36 protein-coding genes are annotated in these 26061 nt (G+C 41.5%); 34 read left to right on the plus strand and 2 right to left on the minus strand.

All coding sequences use genetic code 11. The annotated features are described in order from the left end of the window. The first annotated feature begins 47 nt into the window (after positions 1 to 47). The 33 genes from BM176_RS27300 (at position 48) to carA (ending at position 20612) form a co-directional block, all read left to right on the plus strand. Positions 48 to 707 (plus strand): polysaccharide deacetylase family protein, encoded by a 660-nt coding sequence (locus BM176_RS27300; RefSeq protein ID WP_090107580.1) that lies wholly within the window; start codon positions 48 to 50, stop codon positions 705 to 707. A gap of 711 nt (positions 708 to 1418) precedes the next feature. Beyond that, a complete protein-coding gene (gene rpsJ, locus BM176_RS27305; RefSeq protein ID WP_012789286.1) occupies positions 1419 to 1724 on the plus strand; it encodes a 30S ribosomal protein S10 in 306 nt (101 codons plus the stop codon). Positions 1725 to 1942: 218 nt separating this feature from the next. Continuing rightward, positions 1943 to 2560, plus strand: coding sequence for a 50S ribosomal protein L3 (gene rplC / locus BM176_RS27310; protein WP_090107581.1), 618 nt, complete (start codon positions 1943 to 1945; stop codon positions 2558 to 2560). 1 nt (position 2561) lies between these two features. Then, positions 2562 to 3200, plus strand: a complete 639-nt coding sequence (gene rplD, locus BM176_RS27315) for a 50S ribosomal protein L4 (protein ID WP_090107582.1) — start codon at positions 2562 to 2564, stop codon at positions 3198 to 3200. Positions 3201 to 3255: 55 nt separating this feature from the next. Beyond that, positions 3256 to 3555: a 50S ribosomal protein L23 gene (rplW, locus tag BM176_RS27320; protein WP_090107583.1), complete on the plus strand. Its 300-nt coding sequence runs from the start codon at positions 3256 to 3258 to the stop codon at positions 3553 to 3555. An 87-nt stretch (positions 3556 to 3642) separates the two neighbouring features. Then, positions 3643 to 4476 carry a 50S ribosomal protein L2 gene (rplB, locus tag BM176_RS27325; protein ID WP_089782470.1) on the plus strand — a complete coding sequence of 278 codons (834 nt, stop codon included), beginning with the start codon at positions 3643 to 3645 and terminating at the stop codon, positions 4474 to 4476. Between the two features lie 86 nt (positions 4477 to 4562). Then, entirely contained in the window at positions 4563 to 4829 is a 267-nt protein-coding gene (rpsS, locus tag BM176_RS27330; RefSeq protein ID WP_090107584.1) for a 30S ribosomal protein S19, read from the plus strand. A gap of 87 nt (positions 4830 to 4916) precedes the next feature. Continuing rightward, positions 4917 to 5273: a 50S ribosomal protein L22 gene (rplV, locus tag BM176_RS27335; protein ID WP_090107585.1), complete on the plus strand. Its 357-nt coding sequence runs from the start codon at positions 4917 to 4919 to the stop codon at positions 5271 to 5273. Positions 5274 to 5318: 45 nt separating this feature from the next. Continuing rightward, the gene (gene rpsC, locus BM176_RS27340; protein ID WP_090107586.1) at positions 5319 to 6140 is read left to right on the plus strand and encodes a 30S ribosomal protein S3; all 822 of its coding nucleotides are present in this window, start codon (positions 5319 to 5321) and stop codon (positions 6138 to 6140) included. Positions 6141 to 6181: 41 nt separating this feature from the next. Next, positions 6182 to 6601, plus strand: coding sequence for a 50S ribosomal protein L16 (gene rplP / locus BM176_RS27345; RefSeq protein ID WP_089782474.1), 420 nt, complete (start codon positions 6182 to 6184; stop codon positions 6599 to 6601). A 71-nt stretch (positions 6602 to 6672) separates the two neighbouring features. Continuing rightward, complete coding sequence (rpmC, locus tag BM176_RS27350; RefSeq protein WP_089782475.1) at positions 6673 to 6873, plus strand: 50S ribosomal protein L29; 201 nt, start codon at positions 6673 to 6675, stop codon at positions 6871 to 6873. Positions 6874 to 6951: 78 nt separating this feature from the next. After that, on the plus strand, positions 6952 to 7209 hold the full coding sequence (gene rpsQ, locus BM176_RS27355) for a 30S ribosomal protein S17 (protein WP_177230564.1): 258 nt from the start codon (positions 6952 to 6954) through the stop codon (positions 7207 to 7209). A 72-nt stretch (positions 7210 to 7281) separates the two neighbouring features. Next, a complete protein-coding gene (gene rplN / locus BM176_RS27360) occupies positions 7282 to 7650 on the plus strand; it encodes a 50S ribosomal protein L14 (protein WP_089782476.1) in 369 nt (122 codons plus the stop codon). A gap of 174 nt (positions 7651 to 7824) precedes the next feature. Continuing rightward, positions 7825 to 8163 carry a 50S ribosomal protein L24 gene (rplX, locus tag BM176_RS27365; protein ID WP_090107627.1) on the plus strand — a complete coding sequence of 113 codons (339 nt, stop codon included), beginning with the start codon at positions 7825 to 7827 and terminating at the stop codon, positions 8161 to 8163. Then, positions 8163 to 8747, plus strand: a complete 585-nt coding sequence (gene rplE / locus BM176_RS27370; RefSeq protein ID WP_090107587.1) for a 50S ribosomal protein L5 — start codon at positions 8163 to 8165, stop codon at positions 8745 to 8747. Before rplX ends, rplE begins: the two co-directional genes overlap by 1 nt. Positions 8748 to 8818: 71 nt before the next feature. Then, positions 8819 to 9088: a 30S ribosomal protein S14 gene (gene rpsN / locus BM176_RS27375; RefSeq protein ID WP_090107588.1), complete on the plus strand. Its 270-nt coding sequence runs from the start codon at positions 8819 to 8821 to the stop codon at positions 9086 to 9088. 120 nt (positions 9089 to 9208) lie between these two features. After that, positions 9209 to 9607, plus strand: coding sequence for a 30S ribosomal protein S8 (rpsH, locus tag BM176_RS27380; protein ID WP_090107589.1), 399 nt, complete (start codon positions 9209 to 9211; stop codon positions 9605 to 9607). Positions 9608 to 9725: 118 nt separating this feature from the next. Next, positions 9726 to 10280 carry a 50S ribosomal protein L6 gene (rplF, locus tag BM176_RS27385; RefSeq protein ID WP_090107590.1) on the plus strand — a complete coding sequence of 185 codons (555 nt, stop codon included), beginning with the start codon at positions 9726 to 9728 and terminating at the stop codon, positions 10278 to 10280. Positions 10281 to 10364: 84 nt separating this feature from the next. Beyond that, positions 10365 to 10718: a 50S ribosomal protein L18 gene (gene rplR / locus BM176_RS27390; protein ID WP_090107591.1), complete on the plus strand. Its 354-nt coding sequence runs from the start codon at positions 10365 to 10367 to the stop codon at positions 10716 to 10718. Between the two features lie 37 nt (positions 10719 to 10755). Beyond that, positions 10756 to 11274 carry a 30S ribosomal protein S5 gene (gene rpsE, locus BM176_RS27395; RefSeq protein WP_089782481.1) on the plus strand — a complete coding sequence of 173 codons (519 nt, stop codon included), beginning with the start codon at positions 10756 to 10758 and terminating at the stop codon, positions 11272 to 11274. 72 nt (positions 11275 to 11346) lie between these two features. Beyond that, positions 11347 to 11532, plus strand: a complete 186-nt coding sequence (gene rpmD, locus BM176_RS27400) for a 50S ribosomal protein L30 (protein WP_090107592.1) — start codon at positions 11347 to 11349, stop codon at positions 11530 to 11532. Between the two features lie 109 nt (positions 11533 to 11641). Continuing rightward, the gene (rplO, locus tag BM176_RS27405) at positions 11642 to 12088 is read left to right on the plus strand and encodes a 50S ribosomal protein L15 (protein ID WP_090107593.1); all 447 of its coding nucleotides are present in this window, start codon (positions 11642 to 11644) and stop codon (positions 12086 to 12088) included. A 73-nt stretch (positions 12089 to 12161) separates the two neighbouring features. Continuing rightward, a complete protein-coding gene (gene secY / locus BM176_RS27410; RefSeq protein ID WP_090107594.1) occupies positions 12162 to 13502 on the plus strand; it encodes a preprotein translocase subunit SecY in 1341 nt (446 codons plus the stop codon). A 217-nt stretch (positions 13503 to 13719) separates the two neighbouring features. Continuing rightward, positions 13720 to 14520 (plus strand): type I methionyl aminopeptidase, encoded by an 801-nt coding sequence (gene map, locus BM176_RS27415; RefSeq protein ID WP_090107595.1) that lies wholly within the window; start codon positions 13720 to 13722, stop codon positions 14518 to 14520. 114 nt (positions 14521 to 14634) lie between these two features. Further along, positions 14635 to 14853: a translation initiation factor IF-1 gene (gene infA / locus BM176_RS27420; protein WP_012789309.1), complete on the plus strand. Its 219-nt coding sequence runs from the start codon at positions 14635 to 14637 to the stop codon at positions 14851 to 14853. Between the two features lie 28 nt (positions 14854 to 14881). Continuing rightward, the gene (gene rpmJ, locus BM176_RS27425; protein WP_089782486.1) at positions 14882 to 14998 is read left to right on the plus strand and encodes a 50S ribosomal protein L36; all 117 of its coding nucleotides are present in this window, start codon (positions 14882 to 14884) and stop codon (positions 14996 to 14998) included. A gap of 37 nt (positions 14999 to 15035) precedes the next feature. After that, positions 15036 to 15416, plus strand: a complete 381-nt coding sequence (gene rpsM, locus BM176_RS27430; protein ID WP_090107596.1) for a 30S ribosomal protein S13 — start codon at positions 15036 to 15038, stop codon at positions 15414 to 15416. Between the two features lie 98 nt (positions 15417 to 15514). Beyond that, positions 15515 to 15916: a 30S ribosomal protein S11 gene (rpsK, locus tag BM176_RS27435; protein WP_090107597.1), complete on the plus strand. Its 402-nt coding sequence runs from the start codon at positions 15515 to 15517 to the stop codon at positions 15914 to 15916. A 166-nt stretch (positions 15917 to 16082) separates the two neighbouring features. Next, positions 16083 to 16688 carry a 30S ribosomal protein S4 gene (gene rpsD, locus BM176_RS27440; RefSeq protein ID WP_090107598.1) on the plus strand — a complete coding sequence of 202 codons (606 nt, stop codon included), beginning with the start codon at positions 16083 to 16085 and terminating at the stop codon, positions 16686 to 16688. A gap of 126 nt (positions 16689 to 16814) precedes the next feature. Continuing rightward, positions 16815 to 17810 (plus strand): DNA-directed RNA polymerase subunit alpha, encoded by a 996-nt coding sequence (locus BM176_RS27445; protein ID WP_089782490.1) that lies wholly within the window; start codon positions 16815 to 16817, stop codon positions 17808 to 17810. Between the two features lie 110 nt (positions 17811 to 17920). Then, the gene (gene rplQ, locus BM176_RS27450) at positions 17921 to 18403 is read left to right on the plus strand and encodes a 50S ribosomal protein L17 (RefSeq protein ID WP_090107599.1); all 483 of its coding nucleotides are present in this window, start codon (positions 17921 to 17923) and stop codon (positions 18401 to 18403) included. Between the two features lie 176 nt (positions 18404 to 18579). Next, positions 18580 to 19407, plus strand: coding sequence for a hypothetical protein (locus BM176_RS27455; protein WP_090107600.1), 828 nt, complete (start codon positions 18580 to 18582; stop codon positions 19405 to 19407). 95 nt (positions 19408 to 19502) lie between these two features. Next, entirely contained in the window at positions 19503 to 20612 is a 1110-nt protein-coding gene (gene carA, locus BM176_RS27460) for a glutamine-hydrolyzing carbamoyl-phosphate synthase small subunit (RefSeq protein WP_090107601.1), read from the plus strand. 629 nt (positions 20613 to 21241) lie between these two features. Here the strand turns inward: carA and BM176_RS27465 are convergent. Continuing rightward, positions 21242 to 22474 carry a pyridoxal phosphate-dependent aminotransferase gene (locus BM176_RS27465; protein WP_090107602.1) on the minus strand — a complete coding sequence of 411 codons (1233 nt, stop codon included), beginning with the start codon at positions 22472 to 22474 and terminating at the stop codon, positions 21242 to 21244. Positions 22475 to 22617: 143 nt separating this feature from the next. Continuing rightward, positions 22618 to 23019, minus strand: coding sequence for a DUF1573 domain-containing protein (locus BM176_RS27470; protein ID WP_090107603.1), 402 nt, complete (start codon positions 23017 to 23019; stop codon positions 22618 to 22620). 195 nt (positions 23020 to 23214) lie between these two features. Between BM176_RS27470 and BM176_RS27475 the strand changes: the two genes are divergently transcribed. Continuing rightward, positions 23215 to 25614, plus strand: a complete 2400-nt coding sequence (locus BM176_RS27475; RefSeq protein ID WP_090107604.1) for an alpha-ketoacid dehydrogenase subunit alpha/beta — start codon at positions 23215 to 23217, stop codon at positions 25612 to 25614. The last annotated feature ends 447 nt before the right edge of the window (positions 25615 to 26061 follow it).

Raw genomic sequence — 26061 nt, forward strand, 5'->3', positions numbered from 1 at the left:
GCTTGTACTATATATATTTAAATTCAGAACCTATACTTTCTGTAGTCATGCACAATAGAAAATTGCTGATCAGTGTAAATCTGGATGAAAGTCAACCCGATTCATCCGCTACCGGATTAGAAAACACCTTAAACGTATTTGACAAATTCAATGTCAGAGGTACCTTCTTTATAACAATCAATTGGGCCCAACTACATTCCGGGTTAGTACAGCGATTGTCTGCACGCCATGAAATAGGTCTGTATGCGCATGAAGGCAGCAATATGGACCATATACAGCTAAAAGGCTTGAAAGACACTTTACAGGGCCTCTCAGGCACGCTGGTCTATGGTTTCCGGAATGCAGGCACACTTGCTGCAGATGCTGTGGCAGTAAAAGCAGCGGGATTTATTTATCAGGCCCCGGCTATTGCTGCCGGGAGGCATAAGCCCCGCACATTATTCCAGGAAAAGGATCTTTGGACCATTCCTGTATCTGTTTCCCCATTATTCCGTTATGCTTTCTCAGCCCATAATGTAAAGCACACGCCAGGAGTTATTATACAACATCTCTGCAATACCATTTTAAGAAAGGATGGTATGATTACCATTACTTATCCGTTAACTGCTGATAACAGATCCTCGTCATTGCTGCAGGTGCTGCAAAACAAAGGACAGTTCTATACAAATATTGAGTGGCTGCAGGAGCAATTGTATGATGGTAACTAACAAGTTATCTAATTTATTCAGTTTCAATTACTTTTGTAAGCATACCTATGTAGGAGCCAATTCAAATTGGCTCCTACATAGGTATATACCCCTCGATATCTGCGATTCACTTTTGATGGTAACTATTTTCCCTGGTAGTTTAAATCCTCTCCATGCATATTTTGTTCAAAGTCTTTGAGAATGAATGAAATGAATGATTGCCTTCTAGGATAATGATCCTAATTTTGCCTGAGGTAATATTAGCCTCCCTGGTCCACTGGAAAGTGTTACAGCCACAACGCGACATTTTCCAAGTTTTTAAAGGAGTTCTCCTGTGATTGAATAGGAGGACTCCTTTGTTCGTTTCTTAGGTCCCTCACTTATCATACTTTCCATGGATTGATTTTTCTCTCATAAAGTATATAACTGTTCAACCTATGCCCAATTTGTGTTTAACCAATAGACTCACTACGATGTCTTTTGTCTGGATCTAAGGCTTTTCATCTCCAATTATGAACTTTGTTCATGTAAGTTTTATCTACAATTACAATAAGTATGATACATATTCGTTAGAGGCTGACTATCAGCAGATGTCTCTTCATATCAGGGCATATTCTCCACCCCGTTGTGGACATCCCATATTTTTTCCACAAAATTATTTGTGAAATAAAAAAAACGGGTTACCTTTGCCCTCCCAAATTGTAAAGGGGAAAAAGAAGAAGTTCATTGCATATGTCTCAGAGAATTAGAATCAAGCTGAAGTCCTACGATCACAATCTAGTAGATAAGTCTGCTGAGAAGATCGTTAAAACCGTGAGGAACACGGGCGCCGTGGTAACAGGTCCAATACCTTTGCCAACTGAAAAGAAAATTTTTACGGTGTTGCGTTCACCACACGTGAACAAGAAAGCACGTGAGCAGTTCCAGTTGTGTACGCACAAGCGTTTACTGGATATCTACACTTCTTCTTCAAGGACTGTAGATGCGCTGAGCAAGCTGGATTTACCTTCCGGTGTGGAAGTTGAAATTAAAGCGTAGGACATCGGCAGGTGGGCGAAAGGCCTGCCCTGTTTGATTTAATATGGCTTGTTATTTCCTGGTTATAAGGCTTAGGCCGGATATCCAATAGGGGAAAATAACACTTGCAACAACACATACAGGTCACACCTTCTGGGTGGCCGCCCAATAAAGCATTTAAACCGCCCATCCTGAGGATAGCTGGAAATCCCTCAGGCGCTGGGTAAAATATATATATAATGAAAGGTATTATTGGTAAAAAGATCGGCATGACCAGTATCTTCGAGCCTAATGGAAAGCAAACTGCTTGTACCATTATCGAAGCTGGTCCTTGCGTTGTAACTCAGGTTAAAGATGAAACCACAGATGGGTACAACGCTATTCAGGTAGCTTTTGGTGAAAAGAAACCAAAAAACACTACGAAAGCAGAAACAAATCACTTCGCGAAAGCAAGCACCTCCCCCAAAAGATTTGTAAAAGAGTTCCGTAACCCGGACGTACAAAAAGCCCTCGGTGAAACCATCACCACAGATATATTTACAGAAGGCGAAACAATCGAAGTAGTAGGTACCTCTAAAGGTAAAGGTTTCCAGGGTGTTGTTAAACGTCATGGATTCTCTGGTGTTGGTGAAGCAACTCACGGCCAGCACGATAGAAGCAGAGCACCTGGTTCCGTAGGTGGTTCCTCTTATCCTTCCCGCGTTTTCAAGGGTATGCGTATGGCAGGCCAGACTGGTAACGAACAAGTGAAAGTGAAAGGTCTGAAAATACTGAAAATATTCCCTGAAAAGAATTATATCCTGGTAAGTGGTTCCGTTCCCGGCCACAATGGTTCAATCGTTTTAATCCAGAAGTAACATGCAAGTAGATATTCTAAATATAGAAGGTAAGAAAACCGGAAGATCTATTGAGCTTCCCGAAGAAATTTTCGGTGTAGAGCCCAATAATCATGTGGTTTACCTGGCTGTAAAGCAATACCTCGCCGCTCAGCGTCAGGGTACCCACAAGGTTAAGACAAGAGCTGAAGTGAAAGGTGCTTCCCGCAAATTACACAAGCAGAAAGGTACTGGTGGTGCCCGTAAAGGTAACATCCGTAACCCATTGTATAAAGGTGGTGGTACCATTTTCGGGCCTAAACCACACAGATACGATATTAAGCTGAACAGGAAAGTGAAAGATCTGGCTAAGATCTCTGCCCTGTCTATCAAAGCTAAGGAAAACAGTATCATCATTCTTGAAGACATCAACCTGGCTACTCCTAAAACCAAGCAGTTTTCTGGTATCCTGGATGCGCTGAAAGTAAACGTAGGTGGCCGTAAAACTTTGGTTGTACTGCCTGAATACAATGATAATGTATACCTGTCTCTGAGGAACATCCCTTCCGTTGACAGTGTAATGCTGAGTGATATCAATACTTATGATATCATGAACAGCAACTACCTGGTATTCACGGAAAGTGCTGCTAAGATCTTCACAGAAGAGCCGGTAGAAGCTTAATCAAATTACAAAACACAGGTTGCAGCCAGGGGGCTGCAACTCAAAGCTATAAAAGATGAAACTTTCAGACGTTTTAATCAAACCGGTGGTAAGTGAAAAAGTGAACAAAGCCACTGATAAATTCAACCGCTACTACTTCATAGTGGATAAAAAATCCAACAAACTGGAGATCAAGAAAGCAGTGGAAGAATTTTACGGTGTTGCCGTAGCGGATGTGAACACTGCCGTAATGCCAGGTAAAAGCAAATTCCGCTTTACCAAAGCAGGTTTCATAGCTGGTAAAAAACCTGCTTACAAAAAAGCAGTGGTTACACTGGCAAAAGGAGAAACTATAGATCTGTATGCTAACATATAGTGCTCATTCCTGCTAACAGGCAGGGTGATGGATGTATATACAGATCACTTTTTATAAACAGAAACTAGTTAAACAAGACACTAGATCATGGCACTGAAGAAATACAAACCGATGACAGCCGGTACCCGTTGGAAAATAGGCAACGCGTACGCAGAGCTTACCTCGGATACCCCTGAAAAAAGTCTGCTGGAGCCTATCTCCAAGAGTGGCGGTAGAAACGCACAGGGTAGAAGGTCTATGAGATACATAGGTGGTGGTCACAAACAACATTACCGTATCATAGATTTCAAACGTGATAAACATTCTATTCCTGCTACTGTTAAGAGCATCGAATATGATCCAAACCGTAGCGCATTCATCGCACTGCTGAACTATGCAGATGGTGAAAAACGTTACATCCTTGCTCCTCAGGGGCTGCAGGTAGGTGCTACTGTATTAAGTGGTCCTGATGCACCTCCGGAAGTTGGTAACTGCCTGGTATTGAGAAATATGCCATTAGGTACAGTTGTTCATAACATTGAACTGCAGCCTGGTAAAGGTGGCGCTATCGCGAGAAGTGCTGGTACTTACGCGCAGATGTCCAACAAGGAAGAAAAATATGCTACACTGAAAATGCCTTCCGGTGAGCTGCGTAAAGTGTTAATCACTTGCTCTGCAACTGTAGGTACAGTTTCTAACTCTGATCACGCTTTACAATCAATTGGTAAAGCAGGTGCTAATCGTTGGAGAGGTATCCGCCCACGTACCCGTGGTGTTGCGATGAACCCAGTGGATCACCCGATGGGTGGTGGTGAAGGTAAATCTTCCGGCGGTCACCCAAGATCAAGATCAGGTAAATATGCGAAGGGTCTGAAAACCAGGAAATCGCAGAAGAGCTCTGATAAACTGATCATCAGCAGGAAAAACGGCAAGAAATTATAAAACTTAACGCTTTACTAGTTCCGCCTTACGCAGAGAACGCTTGATGCGGAACTTGTAAAGTGGAACTGGAATAAAAACAACAAGATATGGGTCGTTCCATTAAAAAAGGTCCTTACGTTGACGCGAAATTAGAGCAGAAAGTAGAAAAGCAGAATGAAGGTTCCAAGCGCACAGTTATCAAAACCTGGAGTCGTCGTTCTACAATCACGCCTGATTTTGTAGGTCATACTTTTGCGGTACACAACGGTAACAAGTTTATCCCCGTATACGTTACGGAGTTTATGGTTGGTCATAAACTGGGTGAATTTGCTCCTACCCGCAACTTTAAAGGACACGCTAACAAGAAAATGTAGTCATTCGTTTGAAGTTTAAAGTTTGAGGTTTGACGTAGTACACCTCGAACCCGAACTTCGAACCTCAAACATCAAATAATAAAGACAATGGAAGCAGTAGCTAAGCTTAGAAATAATCCTACATCGCCACGCAAAATGCGTTTGCTGGCAGACCTGATCCGTGGTCTGGATGTAGAAAAGGCTTTGAATATTTTGAAATTCCATCCTAAGCATCCAAGTGTACCGCTGGAAAAACTGCTGGTATCTGCAATCGCTAACTGGAAACTTAAGAATGAAGGAACCAGGGTTGAAGATGCAAATCTGACAGTTAAAACCGTCTTCGTTGACGGTGGCCGCACTCTCAAAAGAATGCGTCCAGCTCCACAGGGTAGAGGTTACCGTATTCGCAAGAGAAGTAACCATGTAACAATTGTTGTGGATAGCAAGGTTGCGGAAGCAAAATAAAAGAAACTAAAAACTATTAATCTAATAGACAAATAAACCAGGAACATGGGTCAGAAAACAAATCCTATTGGTAACAGGTTAGGTATCATCAAAGGATGGGACTCTAATTGGTATGGCAGCAAAAAGGATTATCCTGTCAAACTGATCGAAGATAATAAGATCAGGACTTACCTGAGTGCCCGTATCAATAAAGGCGGTATCTCCCGGGTAGTAATTGAAAGAACATTAGGGAAGCTGATCATCACCATCCATACATCTAAACCTGGTATCATCATAGGTAAAGGCGGTGGAGAAGTTGATCGCATCAAGGAAGAACTGAAGAAACTGACTAGTAAGGAAGATGTTCAGATTAACATTCTGGAAATCCGTCGTCCTGAAATAGATGCCAATATCGTTGCTGAAACAATTGCTAAGCAGATCGAAAGCCGTATCAACTACAAACGTGCTATAAAGATGGCTATCGCCACAGCTTTAAGAATGGGTGCAGAAGGTATCAAGGTGAAAGTTGGTGGTCGTTTGGGTGGAGCTGAAATTGCCCGTTCAGAAGAAATGAAGCAGGGTCGTGTACCTTTGCACACTTTCCGTATGGACATTGATTACGCCTCTATCTTCGCATTAACCGTTTACGGTAAAATCGGTATCAAAGTATGGATCTGTAAAGGGGAAGTACTGGGCGAACGTGATCTGAATCCTAACGCTGTAGCCGGTAAAGATGGTGAAGGTCGTACAGGCGGCGGTGGAAACCGTGGTGGTGAAAGAGGTGGTGAACACCGTGGCGGCGGAGAAAGAAGAGATGGTAACCGTGGTGGCGGAGAGAGAAGAGGTGGTGGAAATAGCGGTGGTGGTGACCGTGGTGGCCGTAGATAGTCTTACTTAACAATTTACATTAACAATTAACTAATACCGAGATGTTACAGCCAAAGAGAACGAAACACAGGAAGATGCACAAAGGCCGCATCAAAGGTAATGCGAAGCGTGGTGCTGCGCTGTCCTTTGGTACTTTCGGCCTCAAAGCAATGGAACCTAAGTGGATCACTGACCGGCAGATTGAAGCTGCCAGGGTGGCTCTGACCAGGCATATGAAGCGTGAAGGTAACGTGTGGATCCGTATTTTCCCTGATAAGTCAATTACTGCCAAACCACTTGAAGTGAGGATGGGTAAAGGTAAAGGTGCTCCTGACCATTGGGCTGCAGTAGTAAAACCAGGCCGTATCTTATTCGAAGCGGATGGTGTATCAATGCAGGTAGCTAAAGAAGCAATGGAACTGGCTGCACAAAAGCTGCCTATTAAAGTGAAATTTGTAGTACGTCGCGATTACGTAGCATAATCCGGCTAAGGCAGGAATGTATACGGAGTGTGATAAACTATAAACGATAAAACCAGAAATTAAATATTACAATGGTAAAAGAAAAGCTGGATCTGAAAGGCCTGAGCGAACAGGACCTGAGAGCGAAAATCTCTGAGGAAGAGTTACGCCTGAAAAAAGTTACGTTCAGTCATGCAATTACGCCCATTGAGAATCCAATGAGCATCCGCTCACTCAGGCGTCAGATAGCACAGCTGAAAACTGAGCTGCGCAAAAGAGAACTGGGCTTCTAAAGCCTGAATACTATAAATATTCATTAATCCAATTCCGAAACATTACGGAAAAGGTTTGAAGAGTAAATACTTTCAACAATGATCGAAAGAAAATTAAGAAAAACCAGAACTGGTGTTGTATCCAGCAACAAGATGGATAAAACTATCACCGTAAGCGTTGAGCGTAAGGTGAAGCACCCGATCTATGGTAAGTTCGTTAAGAAAACTACCAAATTCATGGCGCACGACGATAAAAACGAGTGCAGCATTGGCGACACCGTTAGAATAATGGAAGTTCGCCCATTGAGCAAGAACAAGTGCTGGAGACTGGTAGAGGTTCTAGAAAAAGTTAAATAATTTATTGTTTCAAGCTACACTCAGCATTCCTGGGTATAGCCGCTGATTAAACAACAAACAAATCTCATTACGATGATACAACAAGAATCAAGGCTGAATGTAGCTGATAACAGCGGTGCCAAAGAGGTGCTGTGTATTAGGGTATTAGGCAACTCCGGCCAGGACTATGCAAAAGTGGGCGACAGGATAGTAGTAACTGTAAAAGATGCAATCCCTGGCGGTGGCGTAAAGAAAGGTATGGTTACCAAAGCTGTTATTGTAAGAACTAAAAACAAGCTGCGCCGTAAAGACGGATCTTATATCCGCTTTGACGATAATGCCGTTGTATTGCTGAACAACTCTGACGAGCCACGCGGTACCCGTATCTTCGGACCAGTTGCCCGTGAGCTGCGCGATAAAGGATACATGAAGATTATCTCTCTGGCTCCTGAGGTGCTGTAGTAAGAAAGGAATTCAACAGAAAGGCAAAAAGTAAAAAGTAAAGGCTCGAAATATGCAGAATATTTTACTTTTTAATTTTTGCTTTTTTTCTTTATCTTTGCAGCCCGTTTCAAAAACGACAATATTAATCAAGTGAAACCGGTGTTTCGCTTGGCGTTTATAAATAAACAAATAATGAAAACGAGATTTAAGCCTAAGTTCAACATTAAGAAAGGCGACACGGTAGTGGTGATTGCCGGTGATGACAAGGACAGGACCAAGCCCCGCCAGGTGCTTGAAGTAATCCCTGACAAGGCGCGCATACTGGTTGAAGGTGTTAACATCATCACCAAGCATACCAAACCTACTGCTCAGAATACCAAAGGTGGTATCGTTAAGCAGGAAGCTCCGATCGCTATTTCTAACGTAATGTTATGGGATGCTAAAGCGGGTAAAGCTACCAGGGTTAACAGGCAGCGTGAAAACGGTAAATTAGTTCGTATAGCTAAAAAATCAGGGGAGGTAATTAAATAATGGCAAACACTAAATACACACCCAGACTCCAATCTAAATATCACGACGAAGTAGTTGCTAATCTTCATAAGAAGTTCAACTATAAAAGCGTTATGCAGGTGCCACGCCTGGTTAAAATCTGTTTAAACCAGGGTATTAACGGTGCTGTAGGTGATAAGAAACTGGTAGATATTGCTGTAGATGAAATGACCCGTGTATCTGGTCAGAAAGCTATCGCTACAATGTCCAAAAAGGATATCTCTAACTTCAAGTTGAGAAAAAACATGCCTATCGGTGCACGCGTTACTTTACGTAGTACTAATATGTATGACTTCCTGGATCGTTTAATCGCAGTTTCCCTGCCCCGTGTACGTGACTTCAAAGGTGTAAATGAAAAAGCTTTCGATGGCCGCGGTAACTATACCCTGGGTATCACTGAGCAGATCATCTTCCCTGAGATTGATATCGATAAAGTAACTAAGATCTCCGGTATGGATATCACTTTTGTTACTACGGCTAAAACCAACGAAGAAGCTTACGAGCTCCTGAGAGAATTGGGTATGCCGTTTAAGAACATGAAGAAGGAAAATCAGGATAATCAATAATATCTGATATCAAATTCCAAACCCTTCAGGGCTTTGGAATTTGAATTTATAACTGGAATTTTAAACACATTATGGCAAGAGAATCCGTAAAAGCCCGCCAAAGAAAGAGAGAGGCTATGGTTGCTAAGTTTGCAGAAAAGCGTGCTACCCTGAAAGCAGAAGGTAACTACGCAGCTCTGGACCTGCTTCCTAAAAATGCATCTCCCGTTCGCCTGCACAACAGGTGCCAGCTAACCGGTCGTCCAAAAGGTTACATGCGTCACTTCGGTATGTGTCGTAACATTTTCCGCGACTTGGCCCTGGCAGGTAAAATACCCGGCGTAAGAAAAGCTAGCTGGTAAGCCGATTGCTTTCGGTAAGATTTTAGATCCCCGGTAAAGCATCGCAAATTTTTGAATTGATTTTCCCATCTATTACTGATTGGATATCGCATTGTAAACAGTTTTTAAATTTTAAGAACAATGGTTACTGATCCAATAGCAGACTTCCTGACAAGAATCCGGAACGCGCAAATGGCCAACCACAGGATTGTAGAAATTCCTGCTTCCAAACTGAAGAAACGTATTACTGAAATTCTGTACGATAAAGGTTATATCCTGAAGTACAAATTTGAAGAAGATACTAAACAGGGGCTTATCAAAATAGCTCTGAAGTATGATCCGCAAACGAAAATACCTGCGATCACTGATCTGCAGCGTATCAGCCGTCCGGGCTTACGTCAATACTCCAAACCAGCTGATTTCAAACGTATCAAGAATGGTCTGGGTGTTGCAATCATCTCTACTTCCCATGGTGTAATGACCGATAAGGAAGCGAAAGCACAGAATGTAGGTGGCGAAGTAGTTTGCTTCATCTATTAATAATATATCGGATGATTTATCATCCATCAGCGAAAAAGGTACTCTGACAATTAAGCTTTCTATACGGAGCTGAACACGGAAAGCCTGCTATTACAACATAACAGTAAAAACTGCAATTATGTCTCGTATAGGTAAAAGTCCTATCAAATTGGCCAGTGGTGTAACAATTTCTGTTTCCTCGGCTAATGAACTGACTGTAAAAGGCCCAAAAGGTGAACTGAAAAGGTCCATCGACAGGGATATCAAGATAGAAGTAAAAGACGATGTACTTACTGTAGTTCGTCCTACTGATCAGATCCGTCACCGTGCACTGCATGGTTTGTATCGTGCACTGGTTGCCAATATGGTAACAGGTGTTACTGATGGATTCAAAAAACAACTGGAACTGGTGGGTGTTGGTTATAAAGCCACAAACGCAGGTCAGTTGCTGGATCTTTCTTTAGGTTATTCTCATAATATTATTATCGAGATTCCTAAGGAGCTGAAAGTAGCTACTCTCACTGAAAAAGGTGCTAACCCAAAAATCATGCTGGAAGGTATTGACAACCAGCTCTTGGGTCAGGTAGCAGCTAAAATTCGTAGCCTGCGTAAACCAGAGCCTTATAAAGGTAAGGGTGTACGTTACAGCGATGAAGTGGTACGTAAGAAAGCAGGTAAATCTGCAGGTAAATAATTTTAATTAGCTAACTGATGGTAACGTCAGTTAGCTAATTCAACAACGTTCCGGCAGTATCGGAATGATAAAAATAACAGAGAAATGAGCACATTAATTAATAGGAGACAGAAAATCCGTTACCGTATCCGTAAAAAGATTGCAGGAAGCGCGCAAAAACCAAGATTATCTGTATTTCGTAGCAATAGCGATATTTACGTGCAATTGATAGATGATACCAATGGCGTAACACTGGCTTCTGCTTCTTCACGTGAAAAAGATATCGTAGCACAGAAAGTTACCAAAACGGAGAAATCTAAACTGGTAGGTGCTGCACTTGCTACTAAAGCAAAGGCACTGGGTATCACTACATGTACTTTTGACCGCGGTGGTTATCTGTATCATGGTCGTGTAAAGAGTGTTGCTGATGGCGCCAGAGAAGGGGGACTTCAATTCTAAATCGAAATTGATTAAATCGTAATTCGCAAATAATAAAATGGCAAAGAATACATTTAATAAAGTAAAAGCCGGTGACCTGGAGCTGAAAGAGAAGGTAGTGGCTATCAACCGTGTTACTAAAACCACCAAAGGCGGACGTACTTTCAGTTTTTCTGCCCTTGTAGTTGTAGGTAACGAACACGGTGTAGTTGGTCATGGTCTGGGTAAGGCTAAGGAAGTGCAGGAAGCTATCACTAAAGGTATCGATGATGCTAAGAAAAATCTCATCAAAGTACCTGTAATGCATGGCACTATTCCTCACGACCAGCTGGCTAAAGAAGGTGCTGCTAAAGTACTGATAAAACCTGCTGCGCATGGTACTGGTGTAATCGCCGGAGGTTCAATGCGTGCAGTGCTGGAAAGTGCTGGTATCACAGACGTATTGGCAAAATCTCTTGGTTCTGCTAACCCGCACAACGTGGTTAAAGCTACATTCAAAGCTTTAGGCCTGCTGCGCGAACCTTTACAGGTAGCCAGAACAAGAAGTGTGTCTCTGAAGAAAGTTTTTAACGGTTAATAACGCTCTCCAGTTAACAGGAACCGCCAGAAATGCGTTGCCTGAAAATTGTAAAGTGAAATTCAAATAACAATGGCAAAGATCAAGATCACTCAAGTAAAAAGTGGTATAGACCGTCCAGAGCGGCAGAAGCTTACCCTGAAAGCGCTGGGACTGAAAAAAATGAACGCCACTGTAGAAGTGGAAGCTACCCCCCAGGTATTGGGAATGGTACGTAAAGTGAATCATCTGGTAAAAGTTGACGGAGCTCAGGCGTAATATCTTTTATTACCCGGGAAATAATCATACTTTTATACTGAGGATTTAAGAGAACAATTAATATTTAAAGCGAGCGGGTAATTTCCGCGTAAGTAAAAAGAATTAGACTATGAATCTGCATACATTACAGCCTGCACAAGGCGCAGTACATAAATCAAAACGCCTCGGTCGTGGTGAAGCATCTGGTAAAGGTGGTACCGCAACAAAAGGTAACAAAGGTGGTCAATCACGTGCTGGTTACTCAAGCAAAAGAGGTCACGAAGGTGGTCAGATGCCAATTCAGCGTCGTATGCCAAAACGTGGTTTCAAAAGCTTAAACCGTGTTGAATACCAGGTATTCAATATTGGTCAGCTGGATCAACTGGTTGAGAAATTTAGCCTGACTGACTTTTCTGTGGAAAGTCTTTACATGAACGGTCTGATTAACAAGACTGCTAAAGTAAAGATCTTAGGTCACGGAGAACTGAAAGCTAAAGTAACAGCCAAAGTGAATGCCATCAGCGAAAAGGCTAAGCAATTAATCGAATCTGCGGGTGGAACTGTAGAGTTGATATAAGATTTCACGACTGAGGAGACGCCTACGAAGTAGTGCGTCTTTTCATATTTTAGATATTAAATATTCTCTTCCTGTGAAGAAATTTATCGAAACGATTAAGAATATCTGGAGCATTGAGGATCTGCGTAGCAGAATCCTCACTACATTGCTTCTTGTCCTAATTTATCGTGTAGGATCCTATATCGTGTTACCCGGTATCGATGCTAACCTATTGCATCAGTTCTCTGAAAAATCTAATCAGGGTATTCTCGGACTGTTCAACATGTTTGCCGGTGGTTCATTCTCCAGGGCGTCTATCTTCGCGCTGGGAATTATGCCATTCATTTCTGCTTCTATCGCAATACAGCTGCTGACTATTGCAGTGCCGTATTTCCAGAAACTACAGAAAGAAGGTGAAAGCGGCCGGAAAAAAATAAATCAGTTTACCCGTATTCTCACCGTAGTGGTTACCGGTTTCCAGGCAAGCGCCTATGTAGCGTTCCTGAAAAATCAGTCCAGCGGTGCGATCATTGCTGAATACGGTACCTTCTTCTTCTGGTTAACTACCACTATAGTACTTACAGCAGGTACCCTGTTTGTAATGTGGCTCGGTGAGAAAATAACAGATAAAGGTATTGGTAATGGTACATCTATCATAATCATGGTCGGAATCCTGGCGCGTCTGCCACAGGCGCTCATTCAGGAATTCACTTCCAGAACTACAGAAGCCGGTGGCGGTTTACTTGTGTTCCTGATAGAATTGGCTGTTTTCATCTTTATCACAATCGGATTAATATTGCTGGTACAGGGTACTCGTAAGATACCTGTGAACTATGCAAAACGCATAGTGGGAAACAAACAATATGGTGGTGTACGGCAGTTCATTCCTTTAAAGGTGAATGCTGCTGGTGTAATGCCAATCATCTTTGCTCAGGCAATCATGTTTATTCCTGCAACAGCTATCGGATTTGCAACTTCTGATAGTGCCTCTGGTTTTATCCGCATCTTCAGTGATCATACTAATGGTTGGTATAATGTAATATATGCGGTACTTGTAATCGTATTCACTTACTTCTATACCGCGTTGATCTTTAACCCAACACAAATGGCGGATGAGATGAAGCGCAATAACGGTTTCGTACCAGGTGTTAAACCAGGTAAGGCTACCGCTGACTACATTGGTGCTGTAATGGACCGTATCACTTTACCAGGTGCATTCTTCCTGGCAATGGTTGGTATCCTGCCTGGTGTGGCTGCTGCTGTACATATCAATAGTAACTTTGCTTCTTTCTTTGGAGGTACATCCCTGCTGATCATGGTAGGTGTTATCCTGGATACATTGCAGCAAATTGAAAGCCAGCTGCTTATGCGCCATTACGATGGACTGATGAGCACCGGTAGGATCAAAGGCAGAACTGCTCCTGCTAACGTCTGATTGATTTCGGCTACATAGAAAATAAAGCCACAGAAGCATAAAGCCAACAGCAGGGGAAAGCCTTACTGCAGGATTTATGCTTTAGTGGCTTAACTTTTTAATATAAGTGATTTACGAAACTGTGAGATAGGTAACTTTATTCCTGTTCAGACTACAGTCTTTTACGGAGAGAACAGCGTAACCCTTTCGCAATTAATCTTACGAACCCTTTTTTATTATGGTGCATTATAAAACTAAGGATGAAATTGAGCTGATGCGCAAAAGCGCATTACTGGTTAGTGCTACTTTAGAAGAAGTAGCCAGTAAATTAAAGCCGGGAATGACTACCCTTGAAGTGGATGAAATTGCGGAGAAGTTTATTCTGGCAAATGGTGCTACTCCTTCATTTAAAAACTATAAGGGCTTCCCCAAAAGCATCTGTGCTTCTGTGAACGCAGAGGTAGTACATGGTATTCCCAATTCTTACATATTGCAGGATGGTGATATCATCAGTGTAGATGTAGGGGTGTTCCTGAATGGTTTTCATGGAGACAGTGCGTATACATTCGCTATTGGTACTGTAAAGCCGGAGATCCTGCAATTGATGAAGGAGACCAAGGCAGCACTCTATAAGGGTATTGAGAAGGCAGTAGCGGGTAACCGTATAGGTGATATCAGTAATGCCATACAAGAGCATACAGAGAAGCAACGTGGCTATGGTGTGGTACGTGAGCTGGTAGGTCATGGACTGGGGCGTCATTTGCATGAGGATCCACAGGTACCTAACTATGGGAAGCGTGGTAGTGGTCCTATTATGAAAGAAGGACTGGTAATCGCTATTGAGCCAATGGTGAATCTGGGAGGTAAGGATGTTGAGTACCTGGAAGATGGCTGGACAGTAATTACCCGTGATGAAAAGCCATCAGTACATTTTGAACACACAGTCGCTATAATGAAAGGTAAAGCAGATGTCCTTTCCTCTTTTGCTGGTATTGAAAAAGCGGAGCAGAACAACCCTGCATTAACCGCAAACTATTGATAATTAATGCATAGGCTGCAATAGCAATCCCAGCCGAGATTAATTATTCACGTTTATTTTATTAATTTTATTTTTTCTTAAGATTTTGCTATCTTTGCAGTCCTAAAAATTTTTATGGCAAAACAGGCACTCATTAAACAGGATGGAATAATACTAGAAGCCTTGTCTAACGCTATGTTCCGGGTGAAACTGGAAAACGGACACGAGATTTTGGCTACCATTTCTGGAAAAATGAGAATGCATTATATACGCATCCTGCCAGGTGATAAAGTGGGAGTTGAAATGAGTCCATACGATTTAAGCAGGGGAAGAATCATATTTAGATACAAATAATAATACATAGACTTATAACTTATAACTTATGAGGGTAAGAGCTTCCATAAAAAAAAGAAGTGCAGATTGTAAGATTGTGCGCCGCCATGGAAAATTGTTGGTAATCAACAAAAAGAATCCCCGTTTTAAACAACGTCAGGGTTAATCATTATTTAAGTAATTAGTAAATCTAAAATACAAATATGGCACGTATAGCCGGTATAGATCTTCCTAAAAATAAAAGAGGAGTAATAGGCCTGACCTATATCTATGGTATTGGCCGTTCCCACGCCCAATATATCCTGGAGAAGTCTGGTATAGACTTTAGCAAAAAGGTAAAGGACTGGAACGATGATGAGCAGGGTGCTATCCGTAACATCATCAATGCTGAGTTCAAAGTAGAAGGTCAGTTACGTTCTGAGATTCAGATGAACATCAAGCGTTTACTTGATATCGCTTGTTATCGTGGTCTCCGTCACAGAAAGGGTTTACCATTGAGAGGTCAGCGTACACGTACCAATAGCCGTACCCGTAAAGGTAAGCGTAAAACGGTTGCAGGTAAGAAAAAGGCGCCGAAGAAATAAACTTGATATTACAAATAACAAGTTCCGGTTTCCAATAGTCGTATACATGTACATGACAGTCGGAAGTTGGAACCTGGAACCTGGAATTTTATATAATTATGGCAAAAGCAACAAATACAAAAGCAGCTGCTAGCAAAAAGAGGATAGTTAAAGTAGATAACTATGGTGATGTTCACATCTCTGCTAGTTTCAATAACATTATCATCAGCATTACCAACAAACAGGGACAGGTAATTTCCTGGTCTACTGCTGGTAAGATGGGTTTTAAAGGTTCTAAAAAGAACACCCCGTATGCTGCACAGCTGGCTGCTTCCGATGCTGCTAAAGTAGCAATCGACGCAGGTCTGAAAAGAGCTGATGTTTTTGTAAAAGGACCTGGTGCAGGACGTGAAAGTGCTATTCGCGCTATCGCTAACTCTGGTATTGAGGTAAACATGATCAAAGACGTTACTCCTTTACCGCACAACGGTTGTCGTCCTCCTAAGAAGAGAAGAGTATAGGAATTACACATACTGGTGGAATTTCGAAAGTTGAAAGTAGGAGGAATTCTTCCCACTGGCTACTTTCGATTTTGCACTTCGAACATTTAACATTAACAATGGGTATATGATCAGGTTTAAGATTTTTTAAAGATCATATATCGCAACTAAAAAATCTATTTAAAACATGGCAAGGTATACAGGGCCCAAAACAAGAATCTGCAGGATCTTTGGTGAACCAATTTTAGGAAACGGTAAGTACTTAGGAAAGAACAGCAATCCTCCTGGTCAACATGGTGGAACCAAGAAGCGTAAGCAATTGGGAGAATATGCTCTTCAATTACGTGAAAAACAAAAGGCAAAATATACTTACGGTCTGTTAGAGCGTCAGTTTGCTAACCTGTTTGATGAAGCAACTCGTCGTAAAGGTGTTACCGGTGAAGTTTTGATCAAATTACTGGAAGCACGTCTTGACAATGCAGTTTTCCGTTTAGGTATCGCACCTTCACGTCCGGCAGCGCGTCAGCTCGTGTCTCACAAGCATATTACAGTGAATGGTCAGGTAATCAATATCGCTTCTCATCAGCTGAAACCAGGTGATGTTATAGGATTGAAACCTGCAGCTGCGGCAAACACTGCTATCACTAGCAATGTTCGTGGTAAGAACCCTAAGTTCAGCTGGTTGGATTGGAATGAAAAAGAACTGAAAGGTGTTTTCATTGCATATCCAGAGAGAGAAAGTGTTCCTGAAAATATTAAGGAGCAGTTGATCGTCGAATTGTACTCTAAATAATAATATGTCATTAGTCGTTAGTCATGGGTCATTAGTTATCAGCGTAAATCATTTGCGCGGATTACTAATGACTGCATGTTAATGGCTATCGGCTGTTTTACATAATCAATTAAACTTAGCATATCAATGGCAATTCTGAATTTCCAAAAGCCTGATAAGATCGTTTTGCAAAAGTCAACAGACTTTGAAGCTCAATTCGAATTCCGGCCATTAGAACCGGGTTATGGGGTGACTGTAGGTAATGCGCTGCGTCGTGTACTATTGTCTTCTCTGGAGGGTTATGCCATTGTGGGAATAAAAATTGAAGGCGCAGATCATGAATTTGCTACTTTAAAAGGAATTACTGAAGACGTAACTGAAATTATCCTGAATCTGAAGCAGGTTCGTTTCAAAAGAATCGTGGAAAATGAAGTAAGCAACGAAAAGATTCAGATTTCCATAAAAGGTAAAACAGAATTCCGTGCAGATCTGATCGAAAAAGCTACCAGTGCTTTCCAGATCATGAATCCTGAACTGTTAATCTGTACCCTTGATCCTTCTGCAAAGCTGGATATCGAATTAACTATCGGTAAAGGCCGTGGTTATGTTCCTGCTGAAGAAAATAAACCTAAAGATGCCGTTTTCGGTTATATAGCTATAGATTCTATCTTTACTCCTATCAAGAACGTAAAGTATAGCATTGAAAATACCCGTGTGGAACAAAAGACGGATTATGAGAAGCTGATCATGGAAGTGATCACTGATGGTACCATCCACCCGGAAGAAGCTGTAAAGCAAGCTTCCCGCATTCTGATTCAGCACCTTATGATCATTACTGATGAAAACATCAGCTTCGATACTAAGGATACTGAAAAAGAAGATGTTGTTGATGAACAAACCCTTCAGTTGCGTAAGATTTTGAAAACGCCACTGGAAGACCTGGACCTGAGTGTTCGTGCCTTCAACTGTCTGAAAGCTGCGAAAATTAATTCCCTGAGCGAACTGGTACAGTACGAACAGGAAGAATTGATGAAATTCAGAAATTTTGGTCAGAAATCCCTGAGCGAAATCGAGCAGGTATTGAACGAAAGAGGTTTACATTTCGGAATGGATCTTTCCAAACTGAAACTCGACGAAGAATAGTAGAACATGAAGGCCGGTAATAATACTATTATTTCCAGCCTTCAAATTTATATTTAAACAAGTACCCTGTAATTCCTGACACGGTATAGGGGAATCTAAAACAAATAGTCATGCGTCACGGAGTAAAATTAAACCACCTGAGCAGAACTTCTGCTCACCGTAAAGCCTTGTTATCTAACCTGGCCTGCGAACTGATAAAACACAAACGTATTACTACTACCATCGCTAAAGCGAAGGCATTACGCGTTTATGTTGAACCAATGCTTACAAGAGCAAAGACGGACTCTACTCACAATCGTAGAATTGTGTTCAGTTACCTGCAGGAAAAGGAAGCTATAAAGGAACTGTTTGGTCTAATCAGCGAAAAAATCGCTAGCCGTCCCGGTGGTTATACCCGCATCATCAAGTTAGGTAAACGTGTTGGTGACAACGCTGAAGTAGCTATGATTGAGCTGGTTGACTTCAACGAAATCTATGGTGGTAAAGCTGAAAAAGAAGCAGCTCCTGCTAAGAAAACTCGTCGTGCCGGCGGTAGCAAGAAAAAAGCTGGTGAAGAAGGTACAGATGCAACCGAAGAAAAAGCTGCTGAATAGTCGTTTAGTACTGCTTAAATTTATAAAAAAGTCTCGGGGTATTCCTCCGGGACTTTTTTTATGTATGATAGCCAGTGAGTTAGAGAAAAGGGATATGTATTGATTATATTTTTTTGTAATATCGCATTCTATACCTCTTCTGTTAAAGGAAAAGGTTTTTTAAATCCCTCTATCTTATGGTATACCTGAAATGTAAAAGCTGTGGGCATTACAATGAGCTGCGATCGGAGTTCCTCACCTTTTGCGGTCAATGCGGCAAAAAATTAGAGAATAATTATTCCGAATGGAAGAATAAACACCCTGAAAGTGATTTTGAAGAATTTCAGGCGGAAGTAGGTGTAGCGTCCAATGGCGTAAGAATCAGCAAGTGGACGACTCTGAAACAGAACTATCTCAAGAAAGTAGGCAGGAGAGGTGTACTCCTTACCTTGATCTTGGTAATCGGCATCGCTGCCGTAGCTGGTGGCTATTTCGGTAAGCGTGTGGTATATGGCATGATCTATCCCAAACTAAGTAAATCCTCCCTCTATAAATCCTGGGAAACTACTGTTATCGGACGTCAGGCAATCGAGATCAGTACGCCAATGCATCTGGGAGTAAACGACAAACCCCTGATACCCGAAATAGCACAACTGGTTGAGTATGCTAAAAGCTACCGTAACAGGGGGGATGATGGCATGCAGGTAGAAGTAAATATGTATAGTTATCGGCCCAATATCTCTAATGATCTTGAAGTGGCGGGAGTGGCAGCTGCTGATGAAATGAAAACATCAGGTGAAATCTCTGATCTTAAATACACTTCTAACCCTGTGATACAGAGCGGGATGGATGCGTTGATCCAGCAGGGCAGTTTTGCCTATAGAAATGCCATCAGGCTTGCTTTCTGTAATCTGTTGCTGGTCAATGGACAACATCGCTGGCAGATAGCCATCCGGTATAGGGAAGATGATACAATCGCATCTCAGGCAGCGCAGCGTATTATAAAATCGATCCGCATTAAGTAGTTGAAAATTAAAGGTTGAGAATTAATACAGGTAATTAATAATTCTTAACCTTTATTTCAATAACTTTGCACGATTTTTTAAAACGAAAAATAAGCATGCCTCAGACAAGATCAATACAGCCAGCCATACTGTTGTTAGATGATGGTACGGTATATCAGGGAAAAGCTTTTGGTAAAATTGGTACCGCATCTGGTGAATTGTGTTTTAACACAGGAATGACCGGGTATCAGGAAGTATTTACAGATCCTTCATACAAAGGGCAGGTATTGATCATGAATAACTGCTACGTTGGTAACTATGGTATCAAGAAAGAAGATGTAGAGAGCGATAGTGTAAAGATCAGTGGATTAATATGTAAGAACATCGCCTATAACCATTCCAGGCCAATGGCCGATGGCTCTATTGAGCAGTTTTTAAGGGATAACAACCTGGTAGCCATCTATGATGTAGATACCCGCGCATTAGTATCTCATATCCGCAGTAAAGGGGCGATGAACTGTATCATCTCTTCAGAGATTCTCGATATTGATAAGTTGAAAGCTGAACTGGCAAAAGTGCCTTCCATGGAAGGACTGGCACTTTGTGCGGAAGTAACTACAAAAGAACCTTACAATATAGGAGACCCGGCTGCTGATATCCGCATTGCAGTGCTGGATAATGGTGTAAAACGTAATATGCTGAAATGCCTGTCCGAAAAAGGTGCTTATCTGCAGGTATTCCCTACAGACACGGCTTTTGAGGAGTGTGAGAAGTTCAAACCGAATGCTTACTTTATTTCGAATGGCCCTGGCGATCCGGCTCCTTTGAAATATGCAGTGAATACGGTGAAAAAGATTCTCGATGCTAACCGTCCGATGTTTGGTATCTGCTTAGGTCATCAGCTACTCGCACTGGCGAATGATATTCCTACTTACAAAATGCATCATGGTCATCGTGGCCTAAACCACCCAGTAAAGAATCTCGCTACGGGTCGTTGTGAGATTACTACGCAGAATCATGGTTTTGCAGTGGATCCTAAGGCAATTGCAGCCAGTAAGACAGTAGAAATAACACACGTGAACCTGAATGATGAATCAATAGAAGGGATTCGGATAAAGAATAAGCCAGCGTTTTCCGTACAGTATCATCCGGAGTCTACTCCTGGTCCTCACGATAGCCGCTATCTGTTTGATGATTTCTTCAATATGATTAAGGCGAATATGTAAAAAGAGAAAAATAAAAATTATAGTGAGCGGTCCGGAATTTCCGGGCCGTTTTTCGTTTTAGGGCGATTGCAGGGTGTTTCCCGTAGTGAAGAAAGTATCAAGTCAGAGCTTGTGAGAATGAGTTGGAATATAAAGAATACTGTTGATAATCAATTATATGCAGAGGGTAGGGACAAAAAAATACGGCTCCGTGATCGGAGCCGTTTGCCTTTATAAATTCCACGTTATGAAAAACTGATACAAAAATACGGTATTTTGCTAAAACGTTTTAGTTTATTTCAAACTTTTTTTAAAGAATTTTTTAATTCTCATCTTGATAGATCAAAGTTCGTAACTAATAAACGTTTGAAAAAATTACGTTGGTTAAATTTATGCTAAACCTCTTTCTGGATCCTAGCATCCGGCATTCCTACTTTCACTTGTAAATCTTCTTTGCTGCCGTTCACAATTCAAATATACAAACAAAAATGAATTAAAAAACATTTTTGACATAAAAAATCGACTTTCTGTCTAAAATATACAACATATATTTTTTTATAATGTAAAAAAAGGGCTGTTTTAGACCCAAAATGAGAAAAATAAGAACATTCATATTATATGTAATTTTATACAATATGAATGTTCGGGTATTAATGCTTTTCGCCTACAAGGAAAGAACCATTCATTTTCACGGTTTTACCTGGGTAAACTTCCAGCGCTCTTGATAAACATGTCATTGCTTTCCTGATATCATCCTTATTCAGCACATACGCAAGCCTCACTTCATTCTTACCTAAACCGGGAGTGGCATAAAAACCTGTAGCAGGTGCTAACATTACAGTCTGTTGCTCATAAGAGAACGATTCCAGGATCCATTGGCAGAATTTATCAGCATCATCAATGGGTAAACGTGCTATTGCATAAAACGCTCCGCCAGGGTTAGGGCAAAACACTCCAGGGATCTTATTAAGCAATTCTACCAGCACATCACGACGGCTCTGATACTCTGCCTTAATCTCGTCAAAATAATCAGCAGGCAGGTCTACTGCGGCTTCTCCAGCTATTTGTGCAAAGGAGGGAGGGCTTAGACGGGCTTGTGCAAATTTCATCACCGCATCTAGTACAGCCTGGTTTTTGGTAACCAGCGCACCTATTCGTCCTCCACAGGCACTATAACGCTTCGAAATAGTATCCATCAATATTACATTGTTCTCTAAACCTTCCAGATTCATGGCAGAGAAATGTTCGCCTGTATAGCAGAATTCACGGTAAGCCTCATCAGAGAAGAGGTACAGATTATAACGAAGACATAATTGCTTCAACACATCGAGTTCTTCACGACTATACAGATAACCTGTAGGGTTATTCGGATTACAAATCATGATAGCCTTAGTACGTGGATTAATGGCTTTCTCAAAATCCTCCATAGCGGGAAGTGCAAATCCGCTTTCAATGTGAGAGGTGATCGTACGTACACTAACGCCTGCTTCTACTGCAAAACCATTGTAATTAGCATAAAAGGGCTCTGGTACTAATACTTCATCTCCTGCATCCAGGCAAGCCATAAAGGCAAAAAGAATGGCTTCTGAACCACCAGTGGTAACAATAATCTGTTCATGAGTAAGCTCAATGCCAAATCTGTTGTAATAAGTAACCAGTTTACGGCGATAACTTTCATTACCCGCACTGTGACTATATTCAAGGATTTTAAAATCTGAATGACGTACCGCATCCAACACTGGTTTTGGTGTTTCTATGTCTGGTTGCCCTATATTCAGGTGATATACCCTGATCCCTTTTTTCTTTGCTGCTTCTGCGTAAGGGACTAATTTTCTGATGGGGGAGGATGGCATTTGCTCTCCTCTCTTACTAATGGTAGGCATAAAATATTTGATTTTGCGTATTACAAAGGTATGGGATATAACACATAGGAAATAAAACCAACAAAAAAGCCTTGCAGTTTAACTGCAAGGCTTAATATCTTACTTTACGCAGGTGAAAAAGATCACCGCATCTCAGTAATTAATTAGTTTTCTACGGTTCCTGTAAGGTGCAATTCCTTGTCCTGATCTACTCCTTTCAGTTTTACCCAGATGGTTTTGTTCTGCTGACCTACACTGTTTGCGCTATAACCAGCAGTAATTTTACCTTTCTTACCAGGTAAGATTGGTTCTTTAGTCCAGGTAGGAGTAGTACAACCGCAACTTGCACGTGCTGTTTCTACCAATACTGGTTCTTTTGAGGTGTTGGTAAATTCAAAATCCACTGATACTGGCTTGTTCAGTTTGGTTTTACCAAAATCAATGCTTTCCTGCTTAAACTTTACTTTAGCATCAACAGGATTAGCGCTGGTTCCGCTTTGTGCCTGAGCAAATATTGCTGTAGTTACCAACATGCTCGCAAATAGGGATAAGATAAACTTTTTCATGTATAATGTGGTTTTAAACGATTTGGTTAAAAAAAGATCATCGTTTGAATAACAAATTTACAGCCAAAAATAATTTATCACAGGAGAATTTATTAAAATCTTATTAAAAAAAATAAGATTATTTTAATGCATGTATTTTCAGGCATTTCTCAACTGCATAATTTAACCTTACTTTTGTAACTATAACAAAGAGGCATGATAGAAAACAAAGAACTGACTATGAATATGGAAAGCCGGTTATCATTCGAAGAATTTCGGAAAGAAGTGCTAAATGATTACCGCCTGGCCTGTGAAAGCAGGGAAGTTAGTCTGCTGGCCCGTAAGGAAGTCCTTACTGGTAAGGCTAAGTTCGGTATTTTCGGCGATGGGAAGGAAGTGGCTCAGGTGGCCATGGCCAAGTATTTCCAGCCGGGAGATTTTCGTTCGGGTTATTACCGTGACCAGACCTTTGCTTTTGCCAGTGGTATTGCCACTCTGGAACAATTCTTTTCACAGATGTATGCAGACCCGGATCTGGCCAACGAGCCTTTTTCCGGTGGAAGGCAGATGAATGCACACTTTGCCACTCCTAACCTGGATCAGGATGGGAATTGGCTTGATCTTACAAAAATAAAGAATACAGCAACTGATATGTCTCCCACTGCTGCGCAAATGCCGCGCGGACTGGGATTGGCCTTTGCTTCAAAGTTATTCCGCGAAGTAGATGTGCTGAAATCGTTTTCTCATCTTTCCAATAATGGTAATGAGGTATGCTTTGCTACCATCGGCGATGCCTCTACTTCAGAAGGTCATTTCTGGGAAACTATGAATGCCGCCGGTGTACTGCAGGTGCCATTGGCAGTATTTGTATGGGATGATGGTTATGGTATCTCCGTACCACGCAACTACCAGACAACCAAAGACTCTATCAGTGCTGCAATGGAAGGCTTCCGTAAAACAGAAGATTCCAACGGATTTGATATCTACAACGTAAAAGGTTGGGATTATGCTGGTATGTGCGAAGTATTTGAGGCCGGGATCCGCAAGATCCGGGAAACACATGTGCCTGCGCTGTTCCATGTTGAAGAACTGACCCAGCCTCAGGGACACTCTACCAGTGGCTCTCATGAGCGATATAAAACTAAAGACAGGCTTGGATGGGAAAAGGAGTATGATTGTAACCTGCAGATGCGCCAGTGGATCCTGGAAAATGCATTGGCGGATGAATCTTCCTTGTTGGCCATAGAAGCGAAGGCTAAAACTTTGGCCCTGGACGCCCGTAAGAATGCCTGGAATAAATACATCGCACCTATCCGTGAACAGGTACAGACCGTGTTGGCTCATGGAAAGGCTGTAGCTGCAGTTCCTCATGCAGATACTGCGTTAATAAATGGTTTATTACATGAACTGCAGGTGAATCGCGAACCCTTGCGCAGGGATATCCTGAAAACTGCTGCAAACATTCTGTTCCATCATAAGAAACTCAAGTCTGCTGCAATCATAGAGCTTAAGCAGTTCTATGATAATATGTTAAAGGAGGAGAAGGAAAATTATAATTCCCTGCTCCATGCTACTGGCGCCAACTCTGTGCTAAATGTACCGGTAATACCCGCAGTATATGGAGACGATGCTGTTTTTGTGAATGGATACGAAATATTGAATAAATACTTTGACCATCTGATAGAACATGATCCCCGGGTATTCGCCTTCGGTGAAGATGTAGGACAAATTGGTGACGTTAACCAGGGATTTGCCGGATTACAGCAGAAACATGGTACACAACGTATCTTCGATACTGGCATCCGTGAACTGACCATCATGGGACAGGGCATTGGGATGGCTTTACGCGGATTACGACCTATTGCAGAAATACAATACCTGGATTATCTGCTGTATGGCCTCCAGCCATTGAGCGATGACGTGGCTAGCCTGCAATATCGCACAAAGGGCATCCAGCACTGTCCTATAATAGTACGTACCAGAGGACATCGCCTGGAAGGGATCTGGCATTCCGGATCACCAATGAGCATGATCCTGGGTGCACTAAGAGGAATGAATATTTGTGTGCCCCGTAACATGGTACAGGCTGCCGGTATCTATAATACCTTACTGAAAGCTAATGAGCCGGCACTCGTTATTGAGTCACTCAATGGATATCGACTGAAAGAGAAGTTACCACAGAACCTGGATATATTCACGGTACCATTGGGTATTCCTGAAGTATTACATGAGGGCACAGATATTACGATTGTATCTTATGGATCTACACTGCGAATCATAGAAGAGGCAATGGTGATTTTGAATCAGCTCGATGTTAATTGTGAACTGATTGATGTTCAGACACTTTTGCCTTTCGACATAAATCATAGCATCTTAGAATCTTTGAAAAAGACCAACAGGATTCTTTTTGTAGATGAAGATGTGCCAGGTGGTGGGACTGCTTACATGTACCAGCAGGTAATGGAACTCCAGGGTGGTTATCGCTGGTTGGATGTAGCGCCTCGTACACTTAGTGCACAGGCTCATCGCCCAGCTTACGGATCTGATGGCGATTATTTTTCTAAACCGAATGTGGAAGATGTTGTAAAAGTGGTACTTGAAATGGTAGAAGAATAAGAAAAGCAACCCTTTTTGAGATAAAAACTAACGCAAGGCATTATCTGCCTTGCGTTTTGTTTTTAATTATAGTTGTAGGCTTGAATGAAAGGTAAAGAGTATTAATGCAAATATTATAAAACTATTTTGTAATATTATCATAGTAGACAGATTTGATAATAAATTTATAAGAAAAGATTCCAGGTACTGCTCTTAGTACTCTAAAAAGAATTTATTGTAATTTTTTTCGTGTTTTTCAGTGAGAATTAATATATTAGACATGGCTGTTTTCTTACTGGTAAATAATGAATAAAATGAATGGAAAAAATGTAAGTTGTACGTCTTAAATTTAGTAAAGACAATAGCTAAATAAGATAAACAGATAATCCACGTTACTGTTAGAATAAAAATAGGTTTTCTGTCACCTTAAAGTAGCAGAATACTCTCTTTTAATTAACAAATCAACCC

Source organism: Chitinophaga sp. CF118 (assembly GCF_900112615.1).
In the GTDB taxonomy this organism is placed as follows: Bacteria; Bacteroidota; Bacteroidia; order Chitinophagales; family Chitinophagaceae; genus Chitinophaga.